Consider the following 14,447-nt stretch of genomic DNA (forward strand, 5'->3'; position numbering starts at 1 on the left):
ATCAGCCCCTCAAAATGTCTGGTTATAGGCGCCGACCGACGGGTTGCGCCTCAACACCGCATCGACGCCCTCGAACATTTCGCGCCGCCGCTCCGATGAAACGGGGCTTTCGACAACAACCACCAGTTCCGGCTTGTTCGAAGACGCCCGCACCAGCCCCCAGGTACCATCTTCAGCCACCACGCGCACGCCGTTGACGGTGATCAGGTCGACGATCTTCTGGCCGGCGAATATCTCGCCGTTGCGCTTCATGGCTTCGAAGTCGGCGACCACCTTGTCGACCACTCCATATTTGATCTCGTCGTCGCAATGCGGCGACATGGTCGGCGTGCCGTAGGTCAAAGGCAGTGCGCGGTAGAGATCAGCCATCGACTTGCCGGGATTACGGTCAAGCATCTGGCAAACGGCAATCGCCGTGACGATGCCGTCGTCGTAACCGCGGCCGATCGGCGGATTGAAGAAGAAATGGCCTGACTTCTCGAAACCGGCGATCGCGCCCAGTTCGGCGACCCGGCGCTTGAGATAGGAGTGGCCGGTCTTCCAGTAATCGGTCTTGGCGCCGTTTGCGGCAAGCACCGTGTCGGTGTTGAACAGGCCGGTCGACTTCACATCGACGACGAAGGTCGAGTTCGGATAGAGCGCCGAAATATCGCGCGCCAGCATCACGCCGACCTTGTCGGCGAAGATTTCGTTGCCCTCATTGTCGACGACGCCGCAACGGTCGCCATCGCCGTCGAAGCCCAGGCCGACGTCAGCGCCCGTCTCCAGAACCTTGTCGCGGATGGCATGCAGCATCTGCATGTCCTCGGGGTTCGGGTTGTAGCGCGGGAAGGTGTGGTCGAGCTCGACATCGAGCGGGATGACCTCGCAACCGATGCGCTCAAGTGCTTCGGGCGCGAACGCTCCAGCCGTGCCGTTGCCGCAGGCGGCGACCACCTTCAGTTTGCGGCCAATACGTTTGCCGGCCACCAGATCGTCGAGATAGACCTTGCGGAAATCCGGCACGAATTCATAGGAACCGCTGCCGATCAATTCAAAGTCGCCATTGAGCACAATGTCCCTAAGCGCCGACATCTCGTCGGGCCCAAAGGTCAGCGGACGCGCCGCGCCCATCTTCACGCCCGTCCAGCCATTTTCGTTGTGCGAAGCGGTGACCATCGCCACCGAGGCGGTGTCGAGCGCGAACTGCGCAAAATAGGCCATCGGCGACAATGCCAGCCCTATATCCCTGACGCGTGCGCCGGCGGCCATCAGGCCCGACACCAGCGCCAGCTTGATCGACATCGAATACGAACGGAAGTCATGGCCGACGACGATATCCGGTCCCGCGCCCAACCGCCGAATCAGGGTCCCGATGCCCATGCCGAGCGCCTGCACGCCGATGAGGTTGAGTTCCGGCTCCTTGGTCGAGTTCGGATGACCGAACCACCAACGCGCATCGTATTCGCGAAAACCGGTCGGCTTGACCAGCGCAAGGGTCTCGAACTCGAAGGTGTTGGGGGTTGCTTGAGCAACGGGCTTGATGTTCACGACTGCACTCCAGCACGCAAATCTGCGCATAGATTCTCTTTGGGACCGAATACCGCAAGATTGAGACGCTGTCCCCTACCCCAGCGGCAGCACAAAGGCTTAAAAGCTCAACAAGATAACTCACTTGCGAAAAATCGCACCAGCTAAACCTTTGCCGCTTGCAGGAAGCAAAAGCGGCAGCTATAAGCCCGCCCACTGGTCACGGAGTGTAGCGCAGCCTGGTAGCGCACATCGTTCGGGACGATGGGGTCGCAGGTTCAAATCCTGCCACTCCGACCAGTTGAAACAAAGACTTAGCTTTTCCCGAAAAGTCTCTCTCCCGAATTGACGTGCAGGCCAAGAGCCGGCGAGTTAGGCCACTCGGCATCGAGCGCCTCTGGCAACAGCCAGCGCCAAAAAACGCGCCACACCGCGCGGCGGCAACTATAGTCCCGCCTGAAGTCAGAACGGCACTCGATTTGCACCTAGAGGATAGTCTGGTGAGCTTCCTGAATTTCCGCGCGCAGAAGCAGATAGCGAAGCGTGAGCGCGTCGAAATCGACCTCACCGATACTGTCGTTTACGCGGTCGGCGACGTACATGGCTGCTTCAGAGAATTGCGCGCGCTCGAAGACAAGATCGTCGCCGATGCCGCCGGGCTGCCCGGACGAAAACTAATCGTCATGCTGGGCGACTACATCGATCGCGGTCCGGATTCGGCCAGGGTGCTCGACCATCTTCTGGCAGCGCCCCCGGCCGGCTTCGCGCGCATCTGCCTCGCCGGCAATCACGAGACGCAGATGCTCGACTATCTCGACGGCAGGCTGTCGCTCGAACGCTGGCTCTCCACAGGCGCACGAGCCACCCTGTTTTCCTATGACATCGACGCCGAGCATCTGGCCGATCTCTATGGCGGCGGCAACAGGCTCGACGACTACATCCGCGCCACCATCCCGCGCGAGCACATCCAGTTCCTGCGCGACCTGCCGATCATGGTGTTCTCGGAGAGATACGTCTTTGTTCATGCCGGCATCCGGCCGGACGTGCCACTGCTTGAACAGGAAGAACACGACTTGCTCTACATCCGCGAGGAGTTCTTCGAGGCCTCGCGGCGGCTTGGCCGCTGGGTGGTGCATGGCCATACCCCGGTCGACCACCCGCGCATCGACGGCCGCAGGCTTGGCATCGACACCGGCGCCTTCAAGACCGGGCGGCTGACGGCGGCGCGGATCGCAGGCAAGCGCGGCCGCCTGCTGTTTTCCTGAACCTCAGACCTTCACCTTCGCCTCGCTCTTGTCGACATAGTAGCTCGAATATCTGTCGAGGAACTGCTCCGATGCGCCATGGGCGCCGTAACGCGGCAGCTTCTTCAAGTCGACCTTGTTGAGCACCAGCCCAAGGATCTTGTTGGCGATCTGGGGCTCGGCATTGAGTGCCGAACGGACCAGCGGGCGCGGCGTCGCACCCCATTCGGCCACCAGCACAAAACCGTCGGCGAGCGGCGCGAACGCTTTTGCATCGACGACCGGGCCGAGCGGCGGCAGGTCGACGATGATGTATTCGAACGTTGCCTTGGCATCTTCGATGAAACGCCGCATGCCGGCTGACGAAAGCAGTTCGCTGGTGTGCGAGAACCGGCCTCGCACCACCGCCGGAACGATCGCCATCTTGGTCTGGCGGTCGACCTTGACCACCGACTGCCAGCCCTTGTCTTCAACCACAGCTTCGACCAGCCCCTGGTCGGCATCGATGCCCAGGCCGCGGCTCAAGCCGGGATTGCGCAGATCGGCATCGATCAAGAGAGTCTTGGCGCCGTTGGCGGCCAGCAAGCCGGCAAAATTGGCGGCAACTGTCGACTTGCCCTCGCCGGGCAGCATGGAGACAACGCCGATCACCTTGCAGCCGATGATGTCCTGAAGCACGATGTCGCCGGCGATCTTGGTGCTGCGCAATGTTTCAGCGAACATCGAGGCAGGAGCGTCGACGGCGACGCGCATCTTCGCCCGGCGTTTGGCAGCCTCCGAGGCGCGTGCCGACGGCGGTGGAGGCGGCGTGCCCTTCTGGGCTGTCTTGGCCTCCTCCTTCTTGTCATCGCTCGACCCGAGCAGCGGCAGATAACCGAGGAACTTGACGCCGAGTCGCTCGCGGACATCCTCGGCGGTGCGGAAGAAGCGTTCGTTGAACTCGTTGAGCGCACCGAAGGCCGCGCCCATGAGGATGCCGAGCACGAGCGCCAGTCCGAACACCATCGAGGTTCGCGGGCTCGACGGGCTGCGCGGCATCGTCGCTTCCGAAATCACCCGCACCTTGGCGATGGGGAACGAACGCTGTTGCGAGGCCTCCTCATAGCGCGACAGGAAGGTCTGGTAGAGCGTGCTCAGCGCGGTTGCCTGCTGCTGCAATTCGCGCAGGCGCACCTGGGCCTGATTGGCGCTGGAGTTCTGGCCAGTGGCCTCCGACACGCTGTTGCGCAGCGCTGTCTCGCGCGACTGCGCCACCTCATATGCGTTGCGATAGGTCTCAGACAACTGGCTGAGTTCACGCAGGATCTGGTTGGACAGGTCGGCCTGTTCCTTGCGCAGGGCCACGGCCTGAGGATGGTTGGCGCCGAAACCCGACGAGATCTCCTGCTCGCGCTTGGACACGCTCGAATAGCGTTTCTTGAGCTCCGAAATCAGCGGGTTGCCGGCTTCGTCCGCCGACAGGGTCGAATTGCCGACAGCGGCTTGCGGTCCGCTTTCAACGATGATGCGGTACTGCTCATAGCGGGCCCGTGCCTTGGCCGTATCGGCCTGGGCAAGGATCAACTGAGCATTGAGGTCTGAAAGCTGCTGCTCGGCGATGGTTTCGCCGCGCGCCGCTGCAAGGCCATTTTCAGAGCGGAATTTTTCGACCTCGAGCGCTGCCTTTTGCGAACTGGTGCGCAGTTCTTCGAGCCGGCCCTGGAGCCAGACGGCAGCCCTTTCCGTCGCATCGAAACTGGCATCCAGCTGGTCGGCGACAATGGCGTCGGCATAGGCCTTGGTGACATCAGCCGCCAATTGCGGGTCGTGCGATCGGTAGCCCAGCGAGATGACATAGCTGCGCCCGGAGCGCTCGGCCATGATGTTGTCCTGCAGCATCGACACCGCCTGTTCCTTGCGCCGCGCATCGGCCATCGCATTGCGCTGCGCCTCGGTCAGATCGCCGCTGCCGACGGCAATTTCCGGGCTGGAGCGGAATATCTGCAGGAAGCCCCTGGCGTAACCGACCAATGTCGACAAAAGCGATTTCGGCGGCTGCATGAAATCGGGATTTTGATCGAGCTTCTGCTTGTCGACCACCACAGCGGCCAGACGCGCCGATTTGATGATCTCGATCTGGGAGAGGATCGCCGCATCGGTCTGCATGTTGACCGGCGTCGCCGAAACCTCGTCGACCATCTTGTTCATGCCCTCGTCGATCAGCACGCTTGTGCCGGCGGTGAAGGTCGGCGGGGTGGTCTGCAGATAGATCAGCCCGAGCAGCAGCCCGACAACAGCGCCGATGCCCACCACCTTGGCCTGGCGCTTGGCCATGGCCAGCAGGCGTTCCAGGTCGATGAAGTCGCTACCCTCCCGCGCGTCCTGCCGAGACGCGGGAATGCGGTTGTTGAAGGGGAAGCTGGCGTAGTTCATCTGCGTTCCAGTTCTTTCCTGAGCCACCGCTCGAAGGGTTCTGGCGCGAAGCCGATTTCAGCTACGCAACTGGCGTGCCCGCAAGGGCATGCATCATTGAAGGCACTGCCGAAACGCTGGTGGAGGCAAGCGCTTCACTTGCCTCCACCAGCGCTCCTGTTCATTCAGGCCGCGGCGACGTGATCGTACTCGGCGACCAGCTCGCGGATGGCATCGAGCACCGAGTCGCGGATGTCGGCCCGCTTCAGCGCGAACGCCACATTGGCCTGGATGAAACCATCCTTCGAGCCACAGTCGAACATGCGGCCGCTGAAGGGCCGGGCGAAAAAGGCCTGGCTGGCGGCAAGGCGTACCATCGCGTCGGTCAGCTGGATTTCGTCACCGGCCCCGCGCTTCTGGGTACCAAGCACATCGAATATCTCGGGCTGCAGGATGTAGCGGCCGTTGATGTAGAAGTTCGATGGTGCCACGGCCGGCGCTGGCTTTTCGACCATCGCTGTCACCTCAAAGCCGGTGCCGACTTCGGCACCCTTGGCAACGATGCCGTATTTGCTGGTTTCGTTGGGGGCGCACTGCTCGACGGCAATCACGTTGCCGCTCGTCTGCGCGTGCAGCTCCATGATTTCAGCAAGGCAGCCGCGCTTGCCGAACGAAACCATGTCGGGCAGCAAAAGCGCAAAAGGCTCGTCGCCGATGATGTCGCGGGCGCACCAGACGGCATGGCCAAGGCCGTGCGGCGCCTGCTGGCGGGTGAAGCTGGTCGCGCCGGGGATCGGAAGCAAGTTCTCAAGCGACCTGAGCTGATCGACCTTGCCGGCCTGTTCGAGCGTGCCGATCAGTTCGGGGTGAAGGTCAAAATAGTCCTCGATGACCGCCTTGTTGCGGCCAGTGACAAAAACGATGTGCTCGATGCCAGCTTCCAGTGCCTCGTCGACGGCGTACTGCACCACAGGCCTGTCGACCACGGGCAGCATTTCCTTGGGCATGGACTTGGTCGCCGGCAAGAACCGTGTGCCGAGACCCGCCACAGGAATAACCGCTTTCCTGACTTTCTTCATCGTGCCGATCCTCTCACTCATTTCAGTCTCCTCGTAGGTGCTGGCCAAGGCAGAAGCCTCACTTGCCCGACCAGTATGCGAATTGCCGGGCAACCCGGCGCAGCCGGACCGCTATCGGCATCCGCAAATGGCGAACCGCCGCCGGGTCCCCCAGGGCGGTTCTCATCGCCTTGAACGGCGACCGCTGTTTGATGTGCTCCACCAATGACAGGAATGTGGCAGCCTGCCTGAGGCTGCGGGTACGGCGCGTGAACGCTTTTTGGGCCACGGAATCGAGCAGATTGGACGCCTCGAAGACGGCATCGGCGCGCTGCATCGCTTCGACGTGATGCTGTTCCAGAACCCGTGAGATCGAGCCGCTACGGACATGATAGGCATAGCCTACAGCGGGTTCGACGGCGCAGCGCCCGCCCCTGGCGAGTGCGCTGGCAAGCAGGATATAGTCCTCGCCGATGCGCAGGCTCTCATCGTAGCGAAGGCCGTGTTCGCGGAGATAGCTCGCCATGAATATCGGCTTCATGTAACCAAAATTGAACGTCGACTCGAAGACGACATTGCCGTCGATGAAGTCGGCCAGGGACAATTCCGCGAGATTTTCGAGATAATCGCTCGGGAACATCACTTCCGGTTGTGTTCCGTCTTCTCGAATCACTTCGATGTTGTCGACCACCATTGGCGCGCCACTTCGCTCGGCGCGGGAAATCAATGTGACGAGACGATGGGGCAGCACGGTGTCGTCGGAATCGAGCACCGCCACCCAGCGGCCCCGGGCGACATCGAGACCAGCATTGCGCGCCCCGCCGGGGCCGCGATTCGCAGCCAGGGCCAACACGCCCACGCGCTCGTCGGCATAGGACCGCGCAAGCGCGAGCGTCGCATCCGACGAGCAATCGTCGACGACGATTACCTCGACAGTGACGCCGCGTTGTCCCAACGCACTGTCGATCGCACGACTGAGCGTCGCTTCGGCATTGTAGGCGGCGATGACGAAGCTGACGTCAGGCTGCATCCTGGCTCCCCTCGCTGCCATAGAGGCGCAGTTCGCGAACCCCGACCAACCCGCTCAAAACGCCTAGATGCATGACGCCTCTCAGCAGGCTGCGGTTGCGGCTGACCGGCTGGAATGCGGCAATGCCGGCGGCAGCGAAGCAATAGCTGGCCTTGGCCGACGCCCGGGCCAATTCACTCGCAAGCCGAACGCCAGGGCGCTTCGAACCGAGCAGCCGGCCATGTGTCTGGCCGACACGGAAACGCCGCCTGGTGAGCCAGCCGAAAGAGGCGCGTGCCTGAGGCACGGGTTCTTCCACCCAGGCCTCCGAAGAATAAGCAATGCGGCCGCCGGCTCCAAAAACCTGGTCGAAGAACTCCGTATCCTCCCCACCCGACTGGCCGCGTGCCAGGGAGAAGCGGCGTCCAGCAATGCTTGGGGAATTCATCCTGAGCAAGGCGTTGCAGGTGTAGCCGGTGCGGATTTCGCCTTCGACGAAAACCGGATAGGTCGAATGGAAATCGCCGACCCGCATCCAGCCCGGCGCCCCTGCCCCGTAGCGCGCCTTGACCGGGCCGAGCACCACGTCGGCGCTGGTCGTCTGCGCGGTTTCGACAAGCCTTTTCAGCCACGAACCTGTCGCCTTCTCGTCGTCGTCGATGAAGGCGACGAAGTCCGCCGAACTGGCGTCGAGGCAGGCGTTGCGGGCGATCGAGATGTTGCGCGCCGGGCAATGCACATAGCGGATCGGCAGCGGCAGCTCCCGCGCAAGATCGGCCACCAGCTGCGACGCGCTCGGCGCTTCGTCATTGTCGGCGACGACGATGCCGATCCTGAATTCCTCCGGCAGCTCCATCGCCGCCAGCGAACGCAGCGTGTCGGCAAGTTCCCTGCGCCTGAAGGTGCAGACGCAGATGTCGATGCTGTTGCCAGCGCTCATGCAGTGCGCCCCTTGGTTCCCGCATCGATCAACTGCAGCCAGAAACCGAGCGACCAGGCGAAATGCATGACCATGGCTGAAACACCGGCGAGCGCGCGTTTGGGCGCGCCCGCGCGCAGCCCGAGAAACAAGCCGTAGCCAAGACAGACGGCGGCCCATTGACCAAACGGCACGGCAAAAACCCAATGCAGCGGGGAAAGCACAGTCAGCAGCGCTGCAGGCACGACCATCAGCGGCACCATCTGCCTGAGCTTGGGAATGATCCGATGCTTGAGCACGTTCTTCGCCCTACCCCGCCCATAACCGAGATACTGACGGTAGAGGCCGGACAGCGAATTGCGCGGATAGTAAGTCATGCGCGTGCGACCGCTCATCCAGATGCGGTAGCCGGCCTGCCGCAGGCGGTGATCGAATTCGGCGTCCTCATTGTGGCTGAAGCTCTCGTCATAACCGCCGAGCCTGCGGAACACGCTCACCCGCATCAGCGCGTGATGGCCATGATCGACCCATTCGCCGCTGGAGCGGTGCCTGTGTTTGGAGCCGCCAGTGCCGAGCTTCGAGTTCTGGGCCGCGGCGACTGCCTGCTGCACCAGGCCAGCCCCCTTGGTGAGCATCGACACGACGACCGAGTCAGCACCCGTTTCCCGCGCCTCCTCCAGCAGCCGGTCGCAGAAATCGTCGGGATAACCTCCATGCGCGTCGATGCGGATCAGATAGTCCACGCCGTCGCCGAAGCGCTCGACAGCGAGGTTGATCGCGGCACTTTGGATACGCTTCGGGTTGTCGATCAGCATAACGTTGGCGTCTTCCGCAGCTGCCTTGGCGGCAATCGCTCGGGTGGCGTCGCGGCTACCGCCGTCGGCAACGATGATCCGCGCGGAAAGCCGCCTCGCAGCCGGCCGGAGCTGGGCGAGCAAGGCGCCGATGTGGCGCTCTTCGTTCAGGCACGGGATGATGATGATGCAGGAAGGGGTTTCAGGCATTGCGTCGCTTTGCTGTGTGGTGGGTATGTCAGGCAGCGATGGCGCCGATTTCGGCGTCGCCGGCGATGCGCTGGAGCCTTGCCACCAGCGCGCGACAATCGGAGCGGCTGCAGCTCCAGGTCCTGGGATCGCGGGCGAGCACGCCCCGATGCAGGGCCTCGTAACGCTCCGCCGTCATGGGCGAAAACGTCGCCATCAGTGCGTCCACTGACGGTTTTGCAAGGATCAGTCCGACGCGCTGCCGTTCAAGGAACCCGGCGGTTTCGGTGTCGGCCATGGCAATCGGCACCGCACCGAAGCGGCATCCTTCATAGAGCCGGTTGGGCAACAGCCATCTCGAGTTCTGGCCCTCTTCGAAGAAGTCGATCGCCCAGGAGAAATGCCCCTCCCGGTAGATCTCGGCCATGTCCTCAGGGTTTCGATAAGCACCTTTAAAGGACAAATAGGGCTCGGATTCGACGAAACCATGGAAATCCGGGAACTCGGAAAGTGCCGGTCGGCCGCGCATGACGACCTCGAACTGCCCTTTCATCCTGCGGGTGAAGTCGGCGAGCAGTTCGAGCGACTTGCGGCAGCGCAGCGCCCCGAACCAGCCAATGCGCCAAGGCGGCCCATCGGGTGCCCTCGGCAATACAGACCGAAGCCCAGGCGTCAGCTCGAGCAGCTTGTTTTCGACCAGTTCGATAGGCGCATCGATCTGGCCGTATCTGTCGAAATAGTGCCTGACGAAGGCTGGCGAGCTGGTCAGCAGCAGTTTGACGTTGCGCCCAAGCAGCCGTTCGGCACCACGCATGCCCTTGCCCAGCAGGTCCTCGCGCAGCACCAGCCGATGGATATCGAGGCACTCGTAGACGATCGGCACCGAGCCTGCGAACGCGCTTCGCGCACGCTGCGCCAGTGCCAGCATTTCGAGGTTGCGGGCGATGATCAAATCCGGAGCCGGCATGGCGCCCAGCGAGCCCGACATGCGCGCCAAAGCCTTTGCCACCGCCGAGATTCGTTGCGTGAACCGGCCATCGCGCGTGTGCCCGAGGTCGATCGGCCTAAGGCCCTCTATGTCTTTTACCGGCTCATCAGTTCGCCGGAATCCGGCCAACACAAGACGCGCACCACCGGCCTTGAGCATGATGACCCGCCGGCGAACTGCTGGATCGGAAACGTCATGCACAAGGTACAGCACATGCAGCATGAGATTACTCTCGCTGTTTGGCCCACCGCGTCACGATGCTAGGGAAGCATTTGCTGCATCGCAACAATTACTGACCCATTCCACCTCAACTTTTGTTGCGTCGCAAAATAGCCCGTTTGATCTGTCATGACTGGCGTGGGCGGGCCTATGCGACGGAGACGCAGTTCCATGAAGAAGATCATTGTCGAAAACACCGTCTGCCTGAACACCGGCGACGCTGCGATCCTCCTTGCGATCCGGCATATCCTGAAATCAGCCTATGCCAGCGACATCCAGTTCCAGGTGTTCGACAGCCAGCCCGAGGTCGCCTCGCGTCTCTATCCCAGGCAGGCCTATCCCGATATCGAGATCCGCAAGCTGCTGGCCGAATCGATCTTCAAATACCCCTATGACGACAACCGGCTGAAGAACCTCGCCAAGCCGATCTATAACCGGCTCGCACTGAGCGCGCTGCGCCACTACGGCAAGAGCACGGCGCTGGACGAGACGATGTTCGGCGCTGAAGACCGCCGCAGCCTCGACATGTACCGGCAGGCCGATCTCGTCATCACGACCGGCGGCACCTACCTGGTCGAAAACTACAATCTCGAACGCCGGCTCAACCAGTTCCGCATCGACGCCGCCTTCGGCAAGGATCCTGTTTTCTTCACCCAGTCGCTTGGGCCCTTCGCCAAGGACTACAATCGCCGCGAGTTGAAGCCGGCTTTCGACCGCAGCCCTCTGATCCTGTTGCGTGACGAACGCTCGCGCGGCCATCTCTCCGGCCTCGTCGAAGATACGGGCAAGTGTCATGTCGTGGCCGATTCGGTGTTCGCGCTGGCCGACAAGGCGCGCATCGAAGGGCTCCTGTCCGCCAGCGAGCCGCCCCGGCCAACCGGCCACGTCGGCATCTCGGTACGGCACTGGAATTATGTCAGCGAGGGCGCCAACGGCATGCGCCGCTACATGGACTCGATCCGCTATATCGCGACCACACTCGTGCGCGACCACGGCAAGCAGGTGACCTTCGTTTCGACCTGCCAGGGTGTGCCTGAATATGCCCATGACGATTCGAAGACCGCGCGCGTTATCGTTGCCGAACTGGCGCCTGACATCGCCGCCCAGGTCACCGTCGATGCCAACTTCCACACGCCCGAACAGCTGATGGAACTGGTCAAGGGCTTCGACTTCGTCGTCGCCACGCGCATGCACATGATGATCATGTCGCTCTGTGTCGGCGTGCCGGTGCTGCCCATCGCTTATGAATTCAAGACCAGGGAACTCGCCAAGCGCGTCGGGCTTGCCGATCTGCTGCTCGACATCGACACGGTGACCCCCGAGGAAGCCGGCCAGAAGCTGACGAGTTTCACGGGCAATCTCGACCGACTGAGGGCAACGACCCTTGCCGCGGTGCTCGAAGAACATGCCTCGGCGATGTCGGCGGCCGATCTGATCAGGCCGCTGCTTGAGGACGTCTCAGCGGATGTTGCGGGCGATGGTCTTCCAGGCCTCGACAAGGGCACGGCGCGACTGCGGCACGGCGACCATGAAGACGAGCGCAACCGCGTAGCTTAGGATCGCAGCAGTCACCGCGGCGACGAGATTGGACTGTGCTGTCAGCGATGCCGGCAGGTAGCCGTAGCCAAGCCAGGCGACGGCTGCCGCCACAATCAGCAGGCCCTGGACCATCAGGAAGTCGAGCGCCGAGACCGGCCCCGTCCGCCCCAACATCACCGCCAGCACCGGCAGCCGCAATACGTAACCACTGATCGCATAGGCTGCGGCGACACCGACAGCGCCCCATTTCAGCCCGACGGCGAAGGACAGCACGGTGGTCGCCGCCGAATAGACACCCCAGCGGAACATCGTTGCCGTCTTGCCCTGGCAGATGAAGACCCAGCCTGTCGTGCTCGACACCGGCTGCATCAGCCCGGCAATGCCGAGCCAAGCAAAGATCGGCGCCACCGCCAGCCAGCGCTCGCCAAACAGGATCGCAACGACAGGCTCGGCGGCGATGGTAAGCGCGGCTATGCCGGGCACTGTGATGAAGGCAAGCAGCCAGTTGGTGCGGAGATAGAGCTCGCGAAAGCGCGGCTTGTCATGCTGGATTCGGCTGAGCAGCGGTACCATCAGGCGCGACAGCGGCTGGTTGATGTTCTGCAGCGGAAACAAAAGCAGCTTGTAGGCACGGTCATAGTAGCCGAGTTCGATCGGTCCCGAAAACTTGCCAATCAGGATGTTGTCGAGGTTGCGCGAGAAGAAATTGACCAGATTGAAGCCGGTTAGATTGGCGCCGAACGACAGGATCTCGCGCTCGACCCTGAGGTTCGGTTTATCAGGCTTCCAGCGCGTGGCGAGCCAAGCGCCCAGCAGAGTCACGACCGCGCCAGCGGCCGGCCCGATGACCAGTGCCCAGTAGCCGAGACCTGCATAGGCAGCGGCAATCGCCGCCACCAGACCGGCCAAGGCCGTCACCACATCGTTGATCGCGAGCTGACCGAACTGCAGATTGCGGTTCATCAACGCCAAAGGCAGCGCGGCAAGGCTTCCCAACAACAGCGGCGTTGCGGCGGCAAGGGTGATGCCGGTCATGCGGGCATCGCCGTAAAAGGCTGAAACCGCAGGCGAAAGTGCTGCGATCACGATGGTGCAGATCAGGCCGGCGAGCGTACTGATCCAGAACACCTGGTTGAGCTGCGACTGGGCGATCTCCGGCCGCTGGATCACCGCCTGCTGGAGGCCGAGATTCTGAAACAGCCCGACAAAGGCGATGATCGGTCCGACCGAGGCGACAAGGCCAAAGTCCTCAGGTGCCAGCATCCGCGCCAGCACCACCACCGACACGAACTGGATGGCGATCTTGATCGCCTGCGCTGCACCGGTCAGCGCCCCGCCCCTGAGCGCGATGCGCCCCAATTGCTGGGCTTGAGCCGTCATGCCGCGGCCCTTGTCGCGGCAAGGCGGAACAGCGTGTCGGCGAAAGCATCGTTGAGCCTTGTCGAATCGAAATCGTCCTCGACCTTGCGCCGCGCGGCTAAGGCGAGCGTCTCGCAGGGGCCGGGGTTTTCGGCGATCCAAATGAGTTTCTGTGCCAGCGTAGCCGCGTCCCTTTCGGGCGCGAGCAGCCCGGTCCTGCCATCCTCGATCAGTTCGGGGATGCCGGAGTGATAGGTGCTGACCACGGTCAGCCCGGCAGCCATGGCTTCCATGAGCGCGACCGGAATGCCTTCGAGGTCGCCATCGCTGGCCTTGACGGAGGGCAGGACGAAGACATGCGCCTGGCTCAGCCGCTGCTTGACCTCGCTATGCGGGCGCGGCCCAAGGAAGGCGACCCGCTCGGCAATGCCCAACCGTGCCGCAAATTGTTTCATCTCATCGAGCAATTCGCCGCCGCCGATGATCGTGTAGGACCAGTCGATGTCGGGGCGGACGGCCTGCACTTCGGCAAGCGCGCGCAGGGCGAATTCGATGCCCTTCTTCTCTGTCAATCGGCACACCGAGATCAGCGCCAAACTGGTGTCGCCCTGCCTGCCGGTGCGAAAGTCGATCTCGTCGGTGTTGACGCCCATATGGTGTACGGCAACGCTGCCGGGTGTGGCACCCGCCCCGATCAACGCGTCGCGGAAGAAGCCGTTGACCGGCAGTTGCAGGGCGCCCTGTTGGAACACGACTTCGTAACGCGACAACGTGCCGTCATGCATCGGGGCACCGACATCATGACCGTGAAAGATGGTCACCAAGGGTGCCGCGATCTGCCGCTGCTTCATCGCTCTTGCGACGCGCAGGCCATTATTGCCGAAATGGGCGACGATGACGTCGTATTTCTCGAGCTTGCCGGCAAAGGCGATGTCGAGCGCCGTCGACGCTTTGTCCCACAGCCGTCCCGACCATTTGCGCAGCGAAGGGCGCAGCGGCCCAAGCGCGCCCCACCATTGTTCGACCCCGCCGGGCAGGTTGCGCCAGCGCGGGTCATCGATGTTGTGTTCCTTGCCGAAGGTCGTCTCGTTGCAGACGACACCGACCTCGATGCCGCGTTCGAGGCATCCGGCGATCTGGTCGAGAACGAAGGTCTCGGAAAGCGAGGGAAACTTGTCGACGACAAAACAGACTTTCATCGATCCGCGCTCCTGAAACTTCGCAGGGCA

At 62.6% G+C, this 14,447-nt stretch carries 11 protein-coding genes and 1 tRNA gene; 3 read left to right on the plus strand and 9 right to left on the minus strand.

Features of this window, described 5'->3' with window-relative positions:
• Positions 1-9: 9 nt before the first annotated feature.
• Positions 10-1,530 carry a phosphomannomutase/phosphoglucomutase gene (locus AC1RTB_RS18315; RefSeq protein ID WP_492943832.1) on the minus strand — a complete coding sequence of 507 codons (1,521 nt, stop codon included), beginning with the start codon at positions 1,528-1,530 and terminating at the stop codon, positions 10-12.
• Between the two features lie 202 nt (positions 1,531-1,732).
• Between AC1RTB_RS18315 and AC1RTB_RS18320 the strand changes: the two genes are divergently transcribed.
• Together AC1RTB_RS18320 and AC1RTB_RS18325 are read left to right on the plus strand one after the other, a co-directional pair.
• Positions 1,733-1,809: transfer RNA gene (locus tag AC1RTB_RS18320), tRNA-Pro, on the plus strand.
• A 200-nt stretch (positions 1,810-2,009) separates the two neighbouring features.
• Complete coding sequence (locus AC1RTB_RS18325; RefSeq protein WP_492880109.1) at positions 2,010-2,774, plus strand: metallophosphoesterase family protein; 765 nt, start codon at positions 2,010-2,012, stop codon at positions 2,772-2,774.
• Positions 2,775-2,777: 3 nt separating this feature from the next.
• On the opposite strand, the gene AC1RTB_RS18330 is transcribed toward AC1RTB_RS18325, so the two are convergent.
• The 6 genes from AC1RTB_RS18330 to AC1RTB_RS18355 form a co-directional block, all read right to left on the minus strand.
• Positions 2,778-5,165: an AAA family ATPase gene (locus AC1RTB_RS18330; RefSeq protein ID WP_492880108.1), complete on the minus strand. Its 2,388-nt coding sequence runs from the start codon at positions 5,163-5,165 to the stop codon at positions 2,778-2,780.
• Positions 5,166-5,329: 164 nt separating this feature from the next.
• On the minus strand, positions 5,330-6,223 hold the full coding sequence (locus AC1RTB_RS18335; RefSeq protein ID WP_492880308.1) for a UTP--glucose-1-phosphate uridylyltransferase: 894 nt from the start codon (positions 6,221-6,223) through the stop codon (positions 5,330-5,332).
• Positions 6,224-6,281: 58 nt separating this feature from the next.
• On the minus strand, positions 6,282-7,232 hold the full coding sequence (locus tag AC1RTB_RS18340) for a glycosyltransferase family 2 protein (RefSeq protein ID WP_492880107.1): 951 nt from the start codon (positions 7,230-7,232) through the stop codon (positions 6,282-6,284).
• Positions 7,222-8,151 carry a glycosyltransferase family 2 protein gene (locus AC1RTB_RS18345; RefSeq protein WP_492880106.1) on the minus strand — a complete coding sequence of 310 codons (930 nt, stop codon included), beginning with the start codon at positions 8,149-8,151 and terminating at the stop codon, positions 7,222-7,224. Before AC1RTB_RS18345 ends, AC1RTB_RS18340 begins: the two co-directional genes overlap by 11 nt.
• Entirely contained in the window at positions 8,148-9,134 is a 987-nt protein-coding gene (locus tag AC1RTB_RS18350; RefSeq protein ID WP_492880105.1) for a glycosyltransferase family 2 protein, read from the minus strand. Before AC1RTB_RS18350 ends, AC1RTB_RS18345 begins: the two co-directional genes overlap by 4 nt.
• A gap of 28 nt (positions 9,135-9,162) precedes the next feature.
• Complete coding sequence (locus tag AC1RTB_RS18355) at positions 9,163-10,323, minus strand: glycosyltransferase family protein (RefSeq protein ID WP_492880103.1); 1,161 nt, start codon at positions 10,321-10,323, stop codon at positions 9,163-9,165.
• A 168-nt stretch (positions 10,324-10,491) separates the two neighbouring features.
• Here AC1RTB_RS18355 and AC1RTB_RS18360 point away from each other — a divergent pair, with 168 nt between their 5' ends.
• Entirely contained in the window at positions 10,492-11,877 is a 1,386-nt protein-coding gene (locus AC1RTB_RS18360) for a polysaccharide pyruvyl transferase family protein (RefSeq protein ID WP_492880102.1), read from the plus strand.
• On the opposite strand, the gene AC1RTB_RS18365 is transcribed toward AC1RTB_RS18360, so the two are convergent.
• On the minus strand, positions 11,779-13,239 hold the full coding sequence (locus AC1RTB_RS18365) for a lipopolysaccharide biosynthesis protein (RefSeq protein ID WP_492880101.1): 1,461 nt from the start codon (positions 13,237-13,239) through the stop codon (positions 11,779-11,781). The genes AC1RTB_RS18360 and AC1RTB_RS18365 overlap by 99 nt on opposite strands.
• The gene (locus AC1RTB_RS18370) at positions 13,236-14,417 is read right to left on the minus strand and encodes a glycosyltransferase (RefSeq protein ID WP_492880099.1); all 1,182 of its coding nucleotides are present in this window, start codon (positions 14,415-14,417) and stop codon (positions 13,236-13,238) included. Before AC1RTB_RS18370 ends, AC1RTB_RS18365 begins: the two co-directional genes overlap by 4 nt.
• Between the last annotated feature and the right edge of the window lie 30 nt (positions 14,418-14,447).

Source organism: Aminobacter sp. GW821-FHT11F06, assembly GCF_058808215.1.

Excerpts from the sequence above, each read along its gene's own strand:
- AC1RTB_RS18345 (WP_492880106.1), bottom strand. The coding sequence starts at position 8,151 with ATGAGCGCTGGCAACAGCATCGACATCTGCGTCTGCACCTTCAGGCGC.
- AC1RTB_RS18335 (WP_492880308.1), bottom strand. The coding sequence starts at position 6,223 with ATGAAGAAAGTCAGGAAAGCGGTTATTCCTGTGGCGGGTCTCGGCACA.
- AC1RTB_RS18340 (WP_492880107.1), bottom strand. The coding sequence starts at position 7,232 with ATGCAGCCTGACGTCAGCTTCGTCATCGCCGCCTACAATGCCGAAGCG.
- AC1RTB_RS18365 (WP_492880101.1), bottom strand. The coding sequence starts at position 13,239 with ATGACGGCTCAAGCCCAGCAATTGGGGCGCATCGCGCTCAGGGGCGGG.
- AC1RTB_RS18355 (WP_492880103.1), bottom strand. The coding sequence starts at position 10,323 with ATGCTGCATGTGCTGTACCTTGTGCATGACGTTTCCGATCCAGCAGTT.
- AC1RTB_RS18330 (WP_492880108.1), bottom strand. The coding sequence starts at position 5,165 with ATGAACTACGCCAGCTTCCCCTTCAACAACCGCATTCCCGCGTCTCGG.
- AC1RTB_RS18370 (WP_492880099.1), bottom strand. The coding sequence starts at position 14,417 with ATGAAAGTCTGTTTTGTCGTCGACAAGTTTCCCTCGCTTTCCGAGACC.
- AC1RTB_RS18350 (WP_492880105.1), bottom strand. The coding sequence starts at position 9,134 with ATGCCTGAAACCCCTTCCTGCATCATCATCATCCCGTGCCTGAACGAA.
- AC1RTB_RS18360 (WP_492880102.1), top strand. The coding sequence starts at position 10,492 with ATGAAGAAGATCATTGTCGAAAACACCGTCTGCCTGAACACCGGCGAC.